Source organism: Cupriavidus sp. KK10 (genome assembly GCF_018223725.1).
Taxonomy (GTDB): domain Bacteria; phylum Pseudomonadota; class Gammaproteobacteria; order Burkholderiales; family Burkholderiaceae; genus Cupriavidus; species Cupriavidus necator.
Genome location: NZ_CP073678.1, coordinates 610524 through 626350, shown reverse-complemented (window position 1 = coordinate 626350; position 15827 = coordinate 610524). Strand labels below are relative to the sequence as shown.

At 64.6% G+C, this 15827-nt stretch carries 16 protein-coding genes; 3 read left to right on the top strand and 13 right to left on the bottom strand.

Going from position 1 to position 15827, the window contains the following annotated elements; translation table 11 throughout:
• The first annotated feature begins 10 nt into the window (after positions 1-10).
• Positions 11-253, top strand: coding sequence for an H-NS family nucleoid-associated regulatory protein (locus KB879_RS34235; RefSeq protein ID WP_211984000.1), 243 nt, complete (start codon positions 11-13; stop codon positions 251-253).
• A gap of 234 nt (positions 254-487) precedes the next feature.
• Entirely contained in the window at positions 488-904 is a 417-nt protein-coding gene (locus KB879_RS34230; RefSeq protein ID WP_211983998.1) for a cupin domain-containing protein, read from the top strand.
• A gap of 366 nt (positions 905-1270) precedes the next feature.
• Here KB879_RS34230 and KB879_RS34225 read toward each other — a convergent pair whose 3' ends face one another.
• From KB879_RS34225 to KB879_RS34185, 9 genes are all read right to left on the bottom strand, one after another.
• Positions 1271-1621, bottom strand: coding sequence for a type II toxin-antitoxin system HigA family antitoxin (locus KB879_RS34225; RefSeq protein WP_211983996.1), 351 nt, complete (start codon positions 1619-1621; stop codon positions 1271-1273).
• Positions 1621-1923, bottom strand: a complete 303-nt coding sequence (locus tag KB879_RS34220; RefSeq protein WP_211983994.1) for a type II toxin-antitoxin system HigB family toxin — start codon at positions 1921-1923, stop codon at positions 1621-1623. Before KB879_RS34220 ends, KB879_RS34225 begins: the two co-directional genes overlap by 1 nt.
• Before the next feature lie 252 nt (positions 1924-2175).
• Positions 2176-2532, bottom strand: a complete 357-nt coding sequence (locus KB879_RS34215) for a hypothetical protein (protein ID WP_211984629.1) — start codon at positions 2530-2532, stop codon at positions 2176-2178.
• A 1555-nt stretch (positions 2533-4087) separates the two neighbouring features.
• Positions 4088-5743 (bottom strand): acyl-CoA synthetase, encoded by a 1656-nt coding sequence (locus tag KB879_RS34210; RefSeq protein WP_211983992.1) that lies wholly within the window; start codon positions 5741-5743, stop codon positions 4088-4090.
• Between the two features lie 28 nt (positions 5744-5771).
• Positions 5772-6914 (bottom strand): acyl-CoA dehydrogenase family protein, encoded by a 1143-nt coding sequence (locus tag KB879_RS34205; protein ID WP_211983990.1) that lies wholly within the window; start codon positions 6912-6914, stop codon positions 5772-5774.
• Positions 6915-6925: 11 nt separating this feature from the next.
• Positions 6926-8056: an iron-containing alcohol dehydrogenase gene (locus KB879_RS34200; protein WP_153955540.1), complete on the bottom strand. Its 1131-nt coding sequence runs from the start codon at positions 8054-8056 to the stop codon at positions 6926-6928.
• 26 nt (positions 8057-8082) lie between these two features.
• Entirely contained in the window at positions 8083-9651 is a 1569-nt protein-coding gene (locus tag KB879_RS34195; RefSeq protein WP_211983988.1) for an acyl CoA:acetate/3-ketoacid CoA transferase, read from the bottom strand.
• Between the two features lie 37 nt (positions 9652-9688).
• On the bottom strand, positions 9689-10129 hold the full coding sequence (locus KB879_RS34190) for a MaoC/PaaZ C-terminal domain-containing protein (RefSeq protein WP_153955538.1): 441 nt from the start codon (positions 10127-10129) through the stop codon (positions 9689-9691).
• Between the two features lie 27 nt (positions 10130-10156).
• A complete protein-coding gene (locus KB879_RS34185; protein ID WP_211983986.1) occupies positions 10157-11278 on the bottom strand; it encodes a glycoside hydrolase family 88 protein in 1122 nt (373 codons plus the stop codon).
• Between the two features lie 164 nt (positions 11279-11442).
• Here KB879_RS34185 and KB879_RS34180 point away from each other — a divergent pair, with 164 nt between their 5' ends.
• A complete protein-coding gene (locus KB879_RS34180) occupies positions 11443-12321 on the top strand; it encodes a LysR family transcriptional regulator (RefSeq protein ID WP_115664331.1) in 879 nt (292 codons plus the stop codon).
• A gap of 60 nt (positions 12322-12381) precedes the next feature.
• Here KB879_RS34180 and KB879_RS34175 read toward each other — a convergent pair whose 3' ends face one another.
• From KB879_RS34175 to KB879_RS34160, 4 genes are all read right to left on the bottom strand, one after another.
• Positions 12382-12615: a hypothetical protein gene (locus KB879_RS34175; protein ID WP_211983984.1), complete on the bottom strand. Its 234-nt coding sequence runs from the start codon at positions 12613-12615 to the stop codon at positions 12382-12384.
• The gene (locus tag KB879_RS34170) at positions 12612-13832 is read right to left on the bottom strand and encodes an ABC transporter substrate-binding protein (RefSeq protein WP_211983983.1); all 1221 of its coding nucleotides are present in this window, start codon (positions 13830-13832) and stop codon (positions 12612-12614) included. Before KB879_RS34170 ends, KB879_RS34175 begins: the two co-directional genes overlap by 4 nt.
• 111 nt (positions 13833-13943) lie before the next feature.
• Entirely contained in the window at positions 13944-14924 is a 981-nt protein-coding gene (locus KB879_RS34165; protein WP_249221512.1) for a branched-chain amino acid ABC transporter permease, read from the bottom strand.
• Positions 14925-14932: 8 nt separating this feature from the next.
• Positions 14933-15820, bottom strand: a complete 888-nt coding sequence (locus KB879_RS34160) for a branched-chain amino acid ABC transporter permease (protein ID WP_211983982.1) — start codon at positions 15818-15820, stop codon at positions 14933-14935.
• Positions 15821-15827: the final 7 nt, after the last annotated feature.

The following is a 15827-nucleotide window of genomic DNA, read 5'->3' as shown; positions in this document are numbered from 1 at the left end:
AACAGCAACGATGACCACGAAAACTGAGCGGGCGGCGGCGATCCGCTGGATCCTGGACCAGATGGCCGACTACGACCTGACCATGGAGGAACTGCGGGCGGCAGGGTGCTTCGATCCGCCGCCCCCACCGCCACCCGTGCCGCCGCCGGTGGTCTGCTACCGCAACGCCGCGGGGCAGAGCTGGGACGGGACTGGCGAGATGCCGGACTGGCTGCGGCGGGCGGTCAATGCGGGGCAGTCGGTGGAGTTTTAGCGGGTCGGATAGCGTCGCCGCTTCCCGGCTCAGCTGATAGCCGATCATGGGGCGAAACCCCTTGTGATAGCAGGTTACCTATCTTGGCACGCCGCCAGGTAGTCCTCGGAAAGCACAGGGACTTGGCGTTCGAGGAGCGTTCTTCGTTCGGGCACACTATTGCGTTTGCGCCGCCGCGAACTAGACTCTTTAGGATGAAAACGGCCGCGTGACGGCCTTGGCGGGAGAAGCGGCATGCCTGATACCGCGAAGCCAGCTGCGGGCCATTCCACCCTGGCGTTTGCACGGCTCTATGCCGACGATGCCGGCGAATCCCGTTTCGGGCCTCTAGCCGTAACCATTGCCGAGCGCAACTTCGCGCCGCCCGCGCCCCCCTTTATGGTTTCGCCAATGGTGGAGGCAGCACGCCAGGGCTTCCTGGTGGTGCCTGCAGGCTGGATAGGCATCCTGCATCCTTCCTCCTTGCGGATGTGGATATTCCTGTTGGAAGGGGAGATGGAATTCGAGGCATCCGACGGCCAGATCCACCCCCTCACCATCGGCGCAGGCCTGCTGCTGGAAAACACCACCGGCAAGGGGCATCGCAGCAGGGTGATCGGCGGCACCGCGGCGACGCTTGTGGTGGTGGAGTTGCCGGGCCAGACGGCCTGAGCAGGCACGCAGGATGGTCGACCCCGCTGACCTGACATAGGGGTGATGGTACTTTCCGTGTAGAAAATGGCGGCTACAGGGCGCGCATCCGCCTGCAGCAAGGCTTTTCGGTGCAATAAGTCTCGTCCGATCGGTGTACTTGTAAGTCCTTGATAGATCGAGATTCTCTGGAGCAAACCGCCCAGAAAATGCACGGGAAGGACGATCACCCCATTACCGACGCACACTGGGTCGACAATTGAGGCTGTCCCTTGCGCAGCCAGTCGGGCAGCGCCTCCGCGACGATGGCGTGCGCCCCGTAGCCGGCATGCTCACTGCAAATTGCATTCGCTTGGCACCTCGGCCGTTTGCCTGGCGCTCGCGCTCCTACGACAGCAGGCTTTCATAGGGGATGCGCAGGCCATCATGCAAGCGCTTGACCATGCTCAGGCTGAGCTTGCGCTTGCGGTTCAGAACCTCAGACACGCGACCACTGGAACCAATGAACGGCTCAAGATCGCGCGTGGTGAGGCCCTGCTGATCCAACCGAAACTTGATCGCCTCGACCGGATCGGATGGGGGAATAGGGTAATGCTCTTCCTCGTAGCGCTCCACGAGGATCGACAAGACTTCCAATTCATCGCCTTCGGGCGAGCCGACCGGCGCGCCCCACAGTTGGCGAATGCGCTCCATGGCGGTGCTGTAGTCTTGTTCGGTACGAATGGGCTTGATATCCATCACACGCTCTCCGCGTCCACTTTGTCGTATTGGGCATGGGTGCCAACGAAACGGACCCACCCGATCTGGCGCTCATAGTCGAGAGCCAGGATCACGCGATACTTGTTCCCGGCGATATTGAACACCACGCGACCACCCTTGAGGATGCTGGCTGTCCGTAGTTCGGCCTTCACATCCTGAGGTGTCGCATATCTCACTTTCTCCATGTGGCGATACCACTCCGTAAGGGGCGATATCGCATCCGCATACGCGGGGTCGCTCTCCCAAAACTCTCGCAGCGTCCGCCGCGCAATGATCCGCATCCTTTGACACTCCCGTTTTGGGAGGATTGTACTCCCATTTTGGGAGATTCGCGTATCGCCGCAGGAATGCTTACCGAAAGGATGTGGATGCTACCCCGGGGCGGAGCAAGCCAGCCATTACAGGAAGTTCGGGCACCATCGCGGGCCCAAGGGCTTTGGATGAGTCGTAGGGCGAGGAACAAAATACGCGAACATGGCAGTCGAGCGCTGTCAATCTACACCTGGCGTACAGTCACTATAAGTTCCTCATACTTAACATAACGCCCGAAGGGCGCGTTTTTGCTGATCGCCGGGGGTGTTATGTTTGATTGTCAGGAAGGGCAGGGTGTCTTCCTGCGCTGTCAGCATGCACGCCCAGTTCTTGTAAAAGGTGACCCCGTTGCCGTTGCTGACGTAGTGCGCGCCGGGGAAGACCTCATCGTGGCGGTTCGGACCGTCCAGCGGGAAGGGCGTGTGCGGCCTGGTCCAGTAGTGGCCGCTCGGGAGGGGCGCGATCGCTTCTTGAGGCATACTCATCAGGCTTGGCGCCGCTCCACGGCGAAACAAAGCCGGTGTCAATCCTTCAACGGCATAGCACCGCTTCGCGGCATCTTCGTGTAGCTTCGACACTTTTACCTCCTGCTACCCGGTGCGAAATTTCATGGCTCGTTACTTTCAATTGATGGCCCGGGTCTTTTGCGTTGGCGCCATGATTGTGATCGCCGCCGTCGCCTCCCGGCAAGCATATCTGCGCAGCACCGCGGAGGCCGACGTAGCCGAGGCCGATGAGGAACCCGCGACAATGATGATGATCCGCTGCGAGACAATGCACAACCGTCTGCAGAGTCGGCCCCCTTCGGCTGCGGATGCAGAAGAGCGGCCACGCGCTCGTTGTCGTGAGTCCTGAGCTGGCGAATGCTTCCCAATACCGGGACGCTGGGGGCTCGGATAGCTTCATGATCGCGAAACTATGAAAGTGGCGGAGGGTATCGAGATCGGCGTATTTGACATGCAAGCCAAGACCTTTGATGCCACTGGCCGTCCGCAGAATAATGAGCCGATCGAGACTAATGACGCCTCGCGCCGCGGCACAACCTCCATTCGGTGCGAACGCGAACTGATGCGCTCCTAGAGTTGGCCTCAGAATGGCGGGACAACCGGGGTAAGCCGCCATGCGAGCAAGTGCCGTGCGACGTCATCTGGAGCGCCTCGGCATTCCCTGCCACGGGGTAACCACCCATCCAGGGCTGGCTGGTGTAGTCGTCATTAATGAGGACCTGCATGTCTGCATATTTCCTGATGGATGGATGCGGCTTGGGGAGTGGGTCGCACCAGGTCGCTTTCGTTTCGCCCCATCCACTCGCTCGGTAGACGTGCTGGCCTGGCAGATTCGCCAACGGCTCGGCGCCAGACCATGACTCCGTCTAGTTCTGCCGCTGCGATTGCTGTGCTGAGCACAGGGAAGCGCCTCGGCGGCAGTTCGTTCGTCTTTTGCCGACCCTTCTGCGCCGTTCGAATCTTCCTCAACACGATGACGGCTATCCGAGTCCAACGGTCATCCGCCCTCATGCTTCTTCGGCAGATGGTCGCCATTTCAGTCATTCGGCAATCAGCGCGCCAACGGCAGAAAAGGATCGGAGCAGCTGTCACAGGTTGCCATGCCTACGGCCGCTTACCACCGCGGATTCAGCCTACCACTATCCGAAATTACCCTGTACTCATACTTGTCCGGCGCCATCACCCGGCCACTGCCTCCATTTCCGCCCTGCGCCCCTCCGTAAGGCCGCCCAATACATGACCCGAAGTTCCGAAGACAACTCCGCCTCTTCGATCCTGCATCCAGGTGGGAAGCCGCTCAAGTCAATGCCAAGTTCCACCGCCGCAGCTAGACAGATCACCATGCGGCTCGGGCACGCTGAACGCATCTCCGCGCGATAGAGGAAGAGCAGCGCGGCGTGGTAGCCGATACCGTGACGCCTGGACAGGTGCCGTGCCTGCCGTGCTGTAGCACCGCGCCAGCCCCGCATCTCGCGCAAGATGTCGCCAAGGCGGTCGATCAACCGGTCTTCGCTGCCAATGCGATGCCGGACACGAGTCTTCTGCTCCGTCACGACCGGGCGCTCACGGATATCCCGAATGTGGAGAGCAGGCTCGGCGGGCCACCGAAACACATTCACGGGGGAACTCACGCCTGTACGTGGCCGGGCCAGGGAGCGCCGGAGCTTGCTCGTTGCCTGAGGAGGAACTTCTGGATCTTGCCGGTCGACGTCCTGGGAAGGTGGCCGATGACCACCTTCTTCGGCGCCTTGAAGTGCGCCAAGTGGGCGCGGCAATGTTCGATCAGTTCGCGCTCGCCGACCCTGGCGCCATCGATGACTTCGACAAAGGCGCATGGCGTCTCCCCCCAACGCTCGTCCGGCTGGGCGACGACGGCTGCCACGCGCACCGCGGGGTGCCGGTAGAGCACCTCTTCCACCTCCAGCGAGTTGATATTCTCTCCGCCCGAAATGATGACGTCCTTGGAACGGTCCCGGATCTGTACATAGCCATCCGGGCAGACGACTGCGAGGTCACCCGAGTGGAACCAGCCGCCGGCAAAAGCTTCCGCCGTGGCCTCGGGGTTCTTCAGGTAGCCCTTCATCGTCATGTTGCCGCGGAACATGACTTCGCCGATGGTCTTCCCGTCCCACGGCACCGGCACAAGGGTTTCGGGATGCAGCACGGCCATGCCTTCCTGTGCGGTGTAGCGGACGCCCTGCCGTCCTTTTCGTTCCGCCAGCGCACCTATGCCGAGTTCCTCCCATTCGGGCTGCTCCACGCAAACCGCCGCGGGGCCGTAGACCTCGGTCAGCCCGTAGATCTGGGTGATCCTGATCCCCATGCGCAGCAGGCCCTCGATCACCGGCATCGGCGGGGGGGCGCCGCCGATGAGTCCGTGGACCGGATGGTCGATGCCCGCCTTCCACGCTTCGGGTGCGTGGGCAAGCATCGCATGCACGATCGGCGCCCCGCAGTAGTGCGTGACCTGGCACTCGCGAATCGCATCGAGCACGGCGGCAGCCTCCACCCGCCGCAGGCAGACGCTGGTACCGGCGTTGGCAGCCAGCGTCCAGGCGAAGCACCAGCCATTGCAGTGGAACAGCGGCAGCGTCCACAGGAAAACGGCGTGCCGGGGCATGCCCCAGTCGAGCATGTTCGACAGCGCAGCCAGATAGGCGCCGCGATGGTGGTAGACCACGCCCTTCGGGTTGCCCGTGGTGCCGGAGGTGTAGTTAAGGGCGATGGCCTGCCATTCGTCGGCGGGCTCGCCGCCCTCCCAGTGCGGATCGCCCCCGGCCAGGAAGCCCTCGTATTCGATCTCCGCCAGCCTGCGGCCCCCTTCGATGGCGGGATCGACGATGTCGATCACCAGCGGCTTGTCGTCAAGCAGGGCCAGTGCGGCTTCAACTACGTCAGCGTACTCCGTGTCGGTGACCAGCACCTTTGCATCCGCGTGCCTGAGCATGAAGGCGATGGCGGCCGCGTCCAAACGCACGTTCAACGTGTTCAGCATGGCGCCGCTCATGGGCACGCCGAAATGCATCTCCAGCATCTCCGGCGTGTTGGCGGCCATCACGGCCACCGTATCGCCAGTCCTGACGCCGGCGGCCACCAGCGCTGATGCGAGGCGGCGGCTGCGTTCCAGCATTGCCCGCCAGCTCGTGCGGCGCTCGCCGTAGACGATGGCTGCACGCTCAGGGTAGACCTCGGCCGTCCTGCGCAGGAAGGAGATCGGCGTCAGGGGCACGAAGTTGACCGGGCTGCGCTCCAGCCCATCCGCGCTGTGTTCGACGTGTTCCATGGATTGCCTCACTGGCTGCAGCCGTGCGTCAGCGCATTACGTCGCGGGAGATGATCATCCGCTGGATCTCGGAGGTCCCCTCAACGATCTCGAGCACCTTGGCATCCCCGAACGCGCGCGATACCGCGTACTCCGTCATGATCCCGTTGCCGCCGTGGATCTGCACGGCCTGGTGGGCCGCCTCCATGGCCTTCTCGGTTGCGAAGAGCTTTGCCATCGAGGCCTGCCGTTCGTAGGGCAGGCCCTCGTCCTTGGCCACCGCGGCGTCGTAGAGCATCAGGCGGGCAGCGTGCGCGTGGGTCGCCATGTCGGCCAGCTTGAACTGCAGCGACTGGAACTGGTTGAGCGTCTTGCCAAACGCTGTGCGCTCGCTCATGTAGCGGACGGAGCGTTCCAGCGAGCCCTGCAGGATGCCCAGGCCCAGCGTTCCGATCAGGATGCGGCCGGTGCTCACCTGTGACAGGGTCTGTCTAAGGCCGGCCCCAAGCTCGCCGAGCAGGTGCTCGGCAGGAATGGTGCAGTCCTCGAAGAACAGCTCGAATGTGGTCGATCCGCGCCAGCCGATCTTGTGCAGCTTCTTGCCGTGGCTGAAGCCGGGCGTGCCGTTCGGCACGATGAAGTTCGAAATCTCCTTGCGGCCGTCGGGCCGGGTTCCCGTCACCGCCGCAATGACGATCGGGCCGGTGATCTCGGAACCCGAGTTGCTGATGAAGGTCTTGGCGCCATTGATGACCCAGCAGCTATCCTTCAGCACGGCGCGGGTCTGGATATTGGCGGCGTCGGAGCCGGCGTTCGGCTCTGTCAGGCCGATGCAGCCGACCTGCGTGCCCGTCAGGATCGGCCGCAGGAACCGCGCCTTCTGGCCGTCGGTGCCGTAGTTGTTGAGCAGGCTGGCCGCCGTCGAGTTGGCCATGATGGCCACCGCCACGGCGCAATCGACGCGGGCGATCTCTTCCAGCGCAATGGCGAAGCCAAGCCAGTCACCGCCGCTGCCTCCCCAGGCTTCGGGGTACGGCAGCCCGATATAGCCCAGTTCGCCGGCCCGGCGCCAGATCTCGTAGGGAAAACACTCCTCTTCCCACAACCGGTGGGCGACCGGTGCGATCTCTTCCTCGGCGAAGCGGCGCACCGCCTCGCGGATCATCTCGTGGTGTTCTGCGATGTATGACATCGTCTTTCTCCTCAATATGATTCCTGCAGCATCGCCAAGTAGTCGTTGACCGTGGCAGTGCGGGGATTAGTGGCGTGGCAGTGGTCCTTCGTGGCGGCGACCGCGATGTCCTCCAACACGTCACGCGGCACGCCCATGGCGCCGAGACCAGCCGGCAAGCCGAGACCGGCGTTGAGTTCGCTGATAGCCTGAGCCGGGTTCCCGCCGGCGGGCAGGCCCATGGCCTGTACCAGTGCGGCCTGCTTGGCTTGGGTCGCCGGCTTGTTGAAGCGCAGCACGGCCGGCAGCAGCACGGCGTTCAGCGTGCCGTGGTGCAACGAGACGCCGGGCACCGCGCCCAGCGGGTGCGACAGGGCATGCACCGCACCCAGCCCCTTCTGGAAGGCCAGCGCGCCTTCCATGGCGGCCATCATCATGTTCCAGCGCGCGTCGCGGTCGCAGCCGTCCGCGGTGGCCTTGCCAATATTGGCTATGCCGCGGCGCAGACCGTCCAGGGCGATCGCTTCGGCGGGCGGGTTGATGGCCGGCGCCAGAAAGGTCTCGATGCAGTGGGCGATGGCGTCCATGCCGGTCGCGGCGGTCAGGGCCGGCGGCAGGCCCAGCGTCAGTTCGGGGTCGCAGATGGCGAACTTCGGCAGCAGGAACGGACTAAGCAGGCCGAGCTTGCGGCCGGACTCCATGACGATGACCGCGCCCCGGCCCACTTCGCTGCCGGTACCCGCAGTTGTCGGGATGGCCACCAGCGGGGCGACCCGGCTGGTGATCCGGCTCGCGCCGCCTTCCACCGCCGCGTAGGTCTGCAGGGGTGCCGGGTGGGTCGCCAGCAGCGCAGTGGCCTTGCCCAGGTCGATGGGCGACCCGCCGCCAACGGCCACGATGCCGTCGCAGCCGTTGCCGAGGTAAAGGCCGGTCGCCGCGGACACGGCGGCTTCCGTCGGGTTGGGTGGGGTGTCCTCGAAGACGGTGGGAGTGCAATCCGGGCCCAAGGCCTCGAGCACCTTGTCGGCGATACCGGCGGCGCGGATGCCGCGGTCGGTGACGATCAGCGGTCGCTGGATGCCCAGGCGCTGCAGCTCGGCCCCCAGCACCTGGAGGGCGCCGAAGTCGATGTGGACGGTAGTCAGGTAGTTGATGACAGCCATGTTTTCCTCGTAGATATGTCGATGCGTCAGGCGCGGAACAGCGTCGGGTCCATGCACGGAAGCGGCTCCGCCACGCGCACCGGCGGGAAGGCCATCAGGTCCAGCACCTGCGACTTGACGTCGATGCCGGGCGCAACCTCCTCCAGCACCAGTCCGTCTGGCGCCACCGAGAAGACTGCGCGCTCGGTGATGACTTTGGCCTCCTGGCCGCGCGCGGCCACGTTGCGCCCGAGCGGATAGGTGATCTCGTCCACGCGCTCGACGAACTTGCGCACGCTCCCCTCACGCCCGACCGACAGGAAGCCGTCGGTAGTGTCGGCGGCGAGGCCGCCGGTGGTGAAGGTGCCGGTGAACAGCAGCTTGCGCGCGTTGTAGGCGATGTCGATGAAGCCGCCCGGCCCCGGATTGGCCGCGCCGAAGCGGCTGACGTTGATGTTCCCGGCCCGGTCGAACTGGGCAAAGGCCAGCGCCGCCATCGGGCAGTTGCCGCCGTCGATGAAGTCGAACTGCGACGGGCCGTCGATCAAGGCCTCCGGATACTTGTTGGCGGAGAATTGCCAGCCGCTCATCACGACGCCGCCGAAGGGGCCGTGCTCGGTGGTAAAGCTGTAGCGATGCAGGCCGCCGTCGGCGAACAGGCCATCTTCCATCATCACCGTGGGCACGTCGGACGAAGCGCCGAAGCCGAAGATGCTGACCTCGCCGGGCCTGATTTCCCGGGCCGCCCGCCGAGCGATCACCTTGTCGGCGCCGGGCATCAGGCGGTCCGAGGCGCGGCCGTCGAAAAGCTGGCCGCCGAGATAGGCATCGTCGTACCGGATGTCGGTGGTCATCATGGCGTCGGGTTCCACCACGACGCGATCCACCAGCACGCCGGGAATCCGCACCGCGTGCGCCGGCCGGGCGTGGCGCGGCACCAGCTTGCGCACCTGTGCGATCACGGTGCCGCCTGACGCCTTCACCGCCAGCGCCATGGCCAGCGCGCACGACGTGATAGGCTCGTCCTCGAAGCTCAGGTTGCCGTGCTCGTCGGCGCTGGTGGCACGCAGGAACGCCACGTCGAGCGGCCAGCTCGGATAGAACAGGTATTCCTTGCCGTCCAGCTCCTGCATCCGCACCAGGTCGTCGGTGGCGCGCGCCGTGTACTTGCCGCCCTGCTGGCGCGGGTCGATGTAGGAGCCGAGGCCGATGCGGGTCAGGTAGCCTGGGCTGCGCCGGGCGACTTCGCGCAGCCAGTGCATGGTGGCGCCGATCGGCCAGCAGTAGGCTTCCACCCGATTCTCGCGGATCAGGCGCATGAACTCCGGGCGCTTGCCGGTGGCCGGATTCACCGCATTGGTAAAGTTGCCCGACACGATCCGCTTCATCAGCCCTTCGACGGCCACGTGATCCATGCCGCGGATGCCCATGCCGTCGCCGACACTGACCGGGAAGAAGAACGTCAGGTCACGAGGCGATCCCGTCTCGTGGAAGCGTTGCGCCAGCGCCTGGAACAACGCGTCCGGCGTCAGCCAGCCGATCACGCCGACGCTGCCCACGCTCTGGCCGGGCCGGATGTCCAAAACGGCCTGCGCCGCAGTGCAGATCTTGCTCATGCGATCTCTCACCTTTCTCGCCGCTCGCAGCCCGGGCTCAGGCCTGGAAATGGATGATGTGGGTGCCGACGCAGACCGTCTCGCCCCGCTGGTTGAGTAGCGTCGCCTCGGCCCACAGGCGCTTCTTCTCGTCGTCGGCGCGGGCGATGCGGTAGTTCACGGTGAGGGTGTCGCCGATGCGCACGGGCTTGGTGAAGCGCACGTTGTCGTAGCCGTAGGAGACCGCCGGGCGCTGGATCATGTCGAGATACTTGGTCACGGCGCCGGCGATGAAACCGACCATCATGGCGCCCTGCGCGATGCGGCCGCCGAAGCCCATGCGCTTGCAGTATTCGTCGTCCATGTGGTTGGGGTGGTTGTCACCGCTGATGCCGGCGAAGGCATAGATGTCATACTCGCCGAGGGTGCGGGTGTAGCTGGTGTGCGTGCCAATAAGGGTGGATACGTTGCCTTCGTGCGGGAGCTTGATGTCGGACATGTGGGTTCTCCGGAAGTGGGTTGGGGTTCAGACCTGGGTGGCGTCGATCCTGCCCGCGAGGACGAGCAGGGATTCGAGGAGAAAGTAGTCGCCCCAGACCAGTTCGTTATCCATGGCGACGCCATTGCGCTTGTTAAAGCAGCCGCCGGTGAGGATGCCAGGCTGCCGTACATCGCCTGGGCCGACCGGGGTCAGGAAGCGGGTCACGAGTTGCTCGATGCTGTCGACGGCGGCCTGGCGGTAGACCGCCGCGCGCTCCGGGATGAGCGCGGCCAGTTTGAGCAGGCTGGCGGCGGCGATGGCGGCGGCCGAGGTGTCGCGGTTGGTGTGCGGGATGGCGGGATCGTCGAAATCCCAGAAGGCCACGCCGTCGGCGGGCAGGTGCGCGACCCACCAATCTGCCACGCGGATCGCGTCGGACGTGAACGCCTGCTCGCCGCACGACAGCGCCTGCGCGAGCCCGAGCATGCCCCACGCCTGGGCGCGGGCCCAGGTGCTGCTGTCATGGATGCCCTTGTGCGTGTAGCGCTTCACGAGCGAGCCATCGGCGGCGTTGAATGTGGCGGACTGGCAAACCGAGCCATCCTCCCGCACGCACAGGGCAATGTGCTGGCGCAGGTGTTGGCGGCCGATCTCGCCCGTGCCGAGAGCGGCGTCGTGCCGCAGCAGCAGCGCCACGGTGCCCGGAATCGCATCGATGTTGGCCTCGCTCGTCCCCACGCTGGAGGCCTCCTCGGCCTCGGTGCCGAGCGGGATCAGGCGGGCCGCTTCGCTGTACATCTCCGCCAGGCCACGCGTGCCGTCGAGCGCGAGCCCCGCGGCCTGCGGATCGGCCAGCAGCGAGCCGCCGAGTTGCGCGCCGTACCAGAAGAGGAATCCTTTGAACACCGACTTCGACGCCACCCGCGGCGCCAGCCGTGCGGACCACATGCGGGCGCTGTCGCGGTACTTCTGCTCGCCGGTGCGCAGGGCAGCCAGCCACAGCATCCCGACCCAGAAGCCCCCGGTCCAGTCGCCGGCCGGGGAGCGTGTCCAGGTGCCGTCGGCCGGATTGCCATAGTGCGGAAAGCCCGCCTCGTCCTGCGCGATCGTTGCATCGATGCGGTGCAGGATGCGATCTAGCGCATCATCGATCAGTCGGGAATTCATATGTTTGTCTCCATGGGTACATTTGGCTTGTCCGGTCTCCGGTGCCAGCCGTGCGGACAGGCAGGGGTGGAGCGCGGAGCGGGGTATGCATGGAATCGTAGGGATTGCGCAAACTAGTGTCCAATATATAATTGATCGCTCTTTTATACTTACAGGATATAGCGATGGACCTTCGCCACCTCCGGTACTTCATCGCCGTCGCCGAGGAACTCAACTTCACGCGGGCGGCCGAGCGCCTGCACATCGCCCAGCCGCCGCTGAGCCTGCAGATCCGCCAACTCGAGGAAGAGATGGATGTGACACTGCTGAACCGCTCGCGTCGGCACGTGGAGCTGACCGAGGCGGGTCGCATTTTCCTGGAGCAGGCGCGGCAGATCCTGCGCGCTACCGAGAGTGCGGTCATCCAGACGCAGCGCGCGCATCGCGGCGAGACTGGCCGGCTGACGGTCGGCTTCTTCGAGCACACGTCCTATACGTTGCTGCCGCCCATCCTGCGCGCCTACCGGGAGCGTTTTCCCTCCGTGGAAATCCTGCTGCGCTGGTTTCCGGTCGTCGAACAGGCAGAAGCGCTGCGGCGGGGTGACGCGGATATCTCCTTCATGCGGCCCGTGCCCGACCTCGAGGACGTGACGTGGGAAACCATTCTCGAAGAGCCGTTCGTGCTGGCTGTGCCTGCAAGGCACCCATTCGCGAACGCGGAGTCAATCTCGCTGAAGGATTGCGCGCAGGAGCCCTTCATCATGTACATGCCCGAGGCGGCGCCGGACTTCCACGCCATGAACATGCGCATGTGCGCGTCGGCGGGTTTCGTGCCGAAGGTCGTGTCTGAAGTGGGGCAGGTCTACACGCTGGTCGGGTTGGTCAGCTCCGGTGCGGGCATTGGCTTCGTGCCGGCATCGGTCCGGCAGATGAAGTTCGACCACGTCGTCTACAAGCCGATCAAAGGCCGGCAACCAACAGTCGAGATCATGCTCGGCTATAGCCAGCGCACCCCAACGCCGCTGATGACGGCTTTCATCGAGACGGCGAAAAGCATGCTGTGAAGGTTCCCCCGGGCCTCGCCCGCTGTAACGTTGGCGAGGGCCGGAGAATGGCGCGGACGTTCAGTCGCGCCGGGCTGCCGGCAATAGGCAGCAGCCGTACGTGGCGGTCGAACGCCAGCGAGTTGCCGTCGGCCAGGGCGGCCCGCAACAGGCGTGAGAGGAAGTTCTGATAACAGGGCGGTCTCGGCCATTGCGCTCGGTGAGGGTGTCGTCCAGCCCTTCGATGCCGAGGTCGATGGCCTCCAGGAAGCTGGCGCTTGCCTCGGGCGTCGTCTCGCGACAGGTGATCTTCATGACGTCTTCTTCCCAACCAGCGGGCAGCCACCATCTTCCATCGGCCGGAACGCCTCGTTGGCGGGAATGGAGGCGATGAGCTTGTAGAAGTCGCCCGCATACTTCGATTCCGACGGCGTCTTCACCTCGAACAGATAGAGCGGGTGGATCTTCCGGCCGTCTTCGCGAATGCTGCCCTTGCCGAACAGCTTGTCGTCGGTGGGCATCGCCTTCATCTTCGCTACCACGGCGCCGCCGTCGCCATCCGCCTTCATTGCCGTTACTGCCTTCAGGTAGTGGATCACAGCCGAGTACGTACCCGCCTGCGCCATGGTCGGGAACTTGCCGTTGTTGGCAGCGGCGAATTCCTTGCCAAACTTGCGGTTCTCGTCGGTCATATCCCAATACCAGGTCTCGCTCAGCAACAGGCCCTGGGCAGCCTTGAGGCCGAGCGCCTGGACGTCGCTGCTGAAGACGAGCAGGCCTGCCAGCTTCTGACCGCCGGCGGTCACGCCGAACTCGGCGGCCTGCTTGACCGCGCCGATGGTGTCGCCCCCGGCGTTGGCCAGGCCCACTACCTGCGCCTTCGAGGCCTGAGCCTGAAGCAGGTAGGAGGAGAAATCGTTGCCCGGGAAAGGATGCCGGACCTTGCCGAGGACCTTGCCACCGTTCTTGACGACAACGGCCTCGGTGTCGCGTTCGAGCGAGTGGCCGAAGGCGTAGTCAGCAGTCACGAAGAACCAACTCTTGCCACCCGACTTGACAACCGCCTTACCCGTCCCATTCGCCAGTGCCCACGTGTCGTAGGCCCAGTGGATCGCATTGGGCGTGCAGGCCTTGCCGGTGAGGTCGGAGGTGCCGCCGCCGGTGACAATCATCACCTTGTTCTTCTCCTTGGCCACCTGGTTGACCGCCAGGACGACCGACGAGGTCGGCACGTCGACGATAGCGTCCACCTTGTCCACGTCGAACCAGCGACGGGCGATGCTCGCCCCGACGTCCGGCTTATTCTGGTGGTCGGCGGCCACGATCTCCACCTTCAGACCGTGCTTCTCGGGCGCAAAGTCCTGGACCGCCTTCTTCGCGGCCCAGACCGAACCGGGACCGGCCAGCCCGGCATAAACGCCGGTCTGATCGTTGAGCACGCCGATCCGGACCACGCCGTCCGTGATCTCGGCCTGCGCCGTCGAGGCCGCCAGCAACGCGGCGAGCGAAAGCAGCTTGATGCGATTGTTCATCCTGTGTCTCCTCTACTGTGTGGATATATATGGGGTGTTCCGTTCAGCGCTCGATTTCATGCCTTTCCTTCCACGCGCCGGGCATGCACGCCTGCTCCGGCGGGCGTTTCGTCATGACTTGGTGCCGACGCGGCAGCGTGGCGCGGTGCGGGCCGGGCCGCGGCGGTTGCCCACGATGCTCTGGCACAACGCGTTCAATTCGCCGACGATGCCGCGGCGGAACGTCAACACGCACACGACGAAGATGCTCCCCATGATCACGGTGATCATGGAACCGACCTTGTCCGCCAAGGCGTTCTGGATGGCGACCACGATGCCCGCGCCCACCACCGGGCCGAAGGCAGTGCCAAGGCCGCCCAACAGCGTCATCAGCACGACTTCGCCGGAGGTGTGCCAGTGCGCGTCGGTCAGTGTGGCAAACTGAAAGACAAGGGTCTTGGTGGCCCCGGCAAGGCCGGCCAGGCCCGCCGAGAGGACGAAGGCCAGCAGCTTGTAGCGCGCGACGTCGTAGCCCAGCGAGGTGGTGCGCGCCTCGTTCTCGCGGATCGCCTTCAGGATCTGGCCGAAAGGCGAATGGATGATGCGGTGGATCAGCCAGAAGGAGGACAGGAAGATCGCCAGCACGAAGTAGTACATGCGCAGGTCCGACGCCAGGTCGATCAAGCCGAACAGCCTGCCTCGCGCAATGGCCTGCATGCCGTCCTCGCCGCCGGTGAACGGCGCCTGCAGGAACAGGAAGTAGAACATCTGTGCCAAAGCAAGCGTGATCATCGCGAAGTAGATGCCCTGCCGGCGAATAGCGAGCGCCCCGACGACAAAGCCCGCGGCAGCCGAGACGGCCGTGCCGAGCAGCAGGCCGAGTTCCGGGGTCAGCCCCCAGGTCTTCATGCCGTAGCCCGATATATAGGCCGCCGTGCCGAGGAACGCCGCATGGCCGAACGAGAGCAGGCCGGTATAGCCGAGCAGCAGGTTGAAGGCGCAGGCGAACAAGGCGAAGCACAGCACCTTCATCAGCATCACCGGATAGAGCACGGCCGGGGCCGCCAGCGCGCCCAGCAGCAGGACTCCGTAGCCAAGATTTCTCATTTTCATACTCGACCTCACTTTTCCTTGCCAAACAGGCCGGCCGGCCGAACCATCAGTACGATGACCATGATCACGAAGACCACCGTGGCCGACGCCTCCGGATAAAACACCTTGGTCAGTCCTTCGACCACGCCCAGCCCCAGCCCGGCGACGATCGCGCCAAGGATGGAACCCATGCCGCCGATCACCACCACCGCGAACACGACGATGATCAGGTTCGACCCCATCAGCGGACCTAGTTGCCCCGTCGGTGCTGCCAGCACGCCGGCCAGCCCGGCCAGGCCCACGCCGAAGGCATAGGTCAGCATCACCATCACCGGCACGTTGATGCCGAATGCTTGGGTAATGCTTGGGTTCTCGGTAGCGGCGCGCAGGTAGGCGCCGAGGCTGGTCTTCTCGATCGTGAACCAGGTCAGCAGGCACACTGTGAGCGAGGCGCCGATGACCCACGCGCGGTATTTCGGCAGGATCATGAAGCCGAGGTTGAAGGCGCCGGCCACCTCGTCGGGAATCGAATAGGGCTGTCCCGAGACGCCGAACTGGAAGCGGAACAGGCCTTCGATAATGAGCGCCAGCCCGAAGGTGAGCAGCAGCCCGTACAGGTGGTCGAGCTTGTACAGCCACCGCAGCAGGCCGCGCTCGATGGCGATACCCGCTAGCCCGACCAGCGCCGGCGCCGCCAGCAGCGACCACCAGTAGCTGATGCCGAGATACTCCAGGCCCGCCCAGGCGACGAATGCGCCCACCATAAACAGCGCGCCGTGGGCAAAGTTGATGATGTTGAGCATGCCGAAGATCACGGCAAGCCCGAGGCTGAGAATCGCGTAGAACGAGCCGTTCACCAGCCCGAGCACGAGTTGCCCCAACAGCCCCTGTAGCGGGACTCCCAGAATCGTTGTCATGTTGTCT

What these genes read in the sequence shown, in the direction of transcription:
- KB879_RS34235 (WP_211984000.1), top strand. Translation starts at nt 11, where the DNA reads ATGACCACGAAAACTGAGCGGGCGGCGGCGATCCGCTGGATCCTGGAC.
- KB879_RS34230 (WP_211983998.1), top strand. Translation starts at nt 488, where the DNA reads ATGCCTGATACCGCGAAGCCAGCTGCGGGCCATTCCACCCTGGCGTTT.
- KB879_RS34225 (WP_211983996.1), bottom strand. Translation starts at nt 1,621, where the DNA reads ATGGATATCAAGCCCATTCGTACCGAACAAGACTACAGCACCGCCATG.
- KB879_RS34220 (WP_211983994.1), bottom strand. Translation starts at nt 1,923, where the DNA reads ATGCGGATCATTGCGCGGCGGACGCTGCGAGAGTTTTGGGAGAGCGAC.
- KB879_RS34210 (WP_211983992.1), bottom strand. Translation starts at nt 5,743, where the DNA reads ATGGAACACGTCGAACACAGCGCGGATGGGCTGGAGCGCAGCCCGGTC.
- KB879_RS34205 (WP_211983990.1), bottom strand. Translation starts at nt 6,914, where the DNA reads ATGTCATACATCGCAGAACACCACGAGATGATCCGCGAGGCGGTGCGC.
- KB879_RS34200 (WP_153955540.1), bottom strand. Translation starts at nt 8,056, where the DNA reads ATGGCTGTCATCAACTACCTGACTACCGTCCACATCGACTTCGGCGCC.
- KB879_RS34195 (WP_211983988.1), bottom strand. Translation starts at nt 9,651, where the DNA reads ATGAGCAAGATCTGCACTGCGGCGCAGGCCGTTTTGGACATCCGGCCC.
- KB879_RS34190 (WP_153955538.1), bottom strand. Translation starts at nt 10,129, where the DNA reads ATGTCCGACATCAAGCTCCCGCACGAAGGCAACGTATCCACCCTTATT.
- KB879_RS34185 (WP_211983986.1), bottom strand. Translation starts at nt 11,278, where the DNA reads ATGAATTCCCGACTGATCGATGATGCGCTAGATCGCATCCTGCACCGC.
- KB879_RS34180 (WP_115664331.1), top strand. Translation starts at nt 11,443, where the DNA reads ATGGACCTTCGCCACCTCCGGTACTTCATCGCCGTCGCCGAGGAACTC.
- KB879_RS34175 (WP_211983984.1), bottom strand. Translation starts at nt 12,615, where the DNA reads ATGAAGATCACCTGTCGCGAGACGACGCCCGAGGCAAGCGCCAGCTTC.
- KB879_RS34170 (WP_211983983.1), bottom strand. Translation starts at nt 13,832, where the DNA reads ATGAACAATCGCATCAAGCTGCTTTCGCTCGCCGCGTTGCTGGCGGCC.
- KB879_RS34165 (WP_249221512.1), bottom strand. Translation starts at nt 14,924, where the DNA reads ATGAAAATGAGAAATCTTGGCTACGGAGTCCTGCTGCTGGGCGCGCTG.
- KB879_RS34160 (WP_211983982.1), bottom strand. Translation starts at nt 15,820, where the DNA reads ATGACAACGATTCTGGGAGTCCCGCTACAGGGGCTGTTGGGGCAACTC.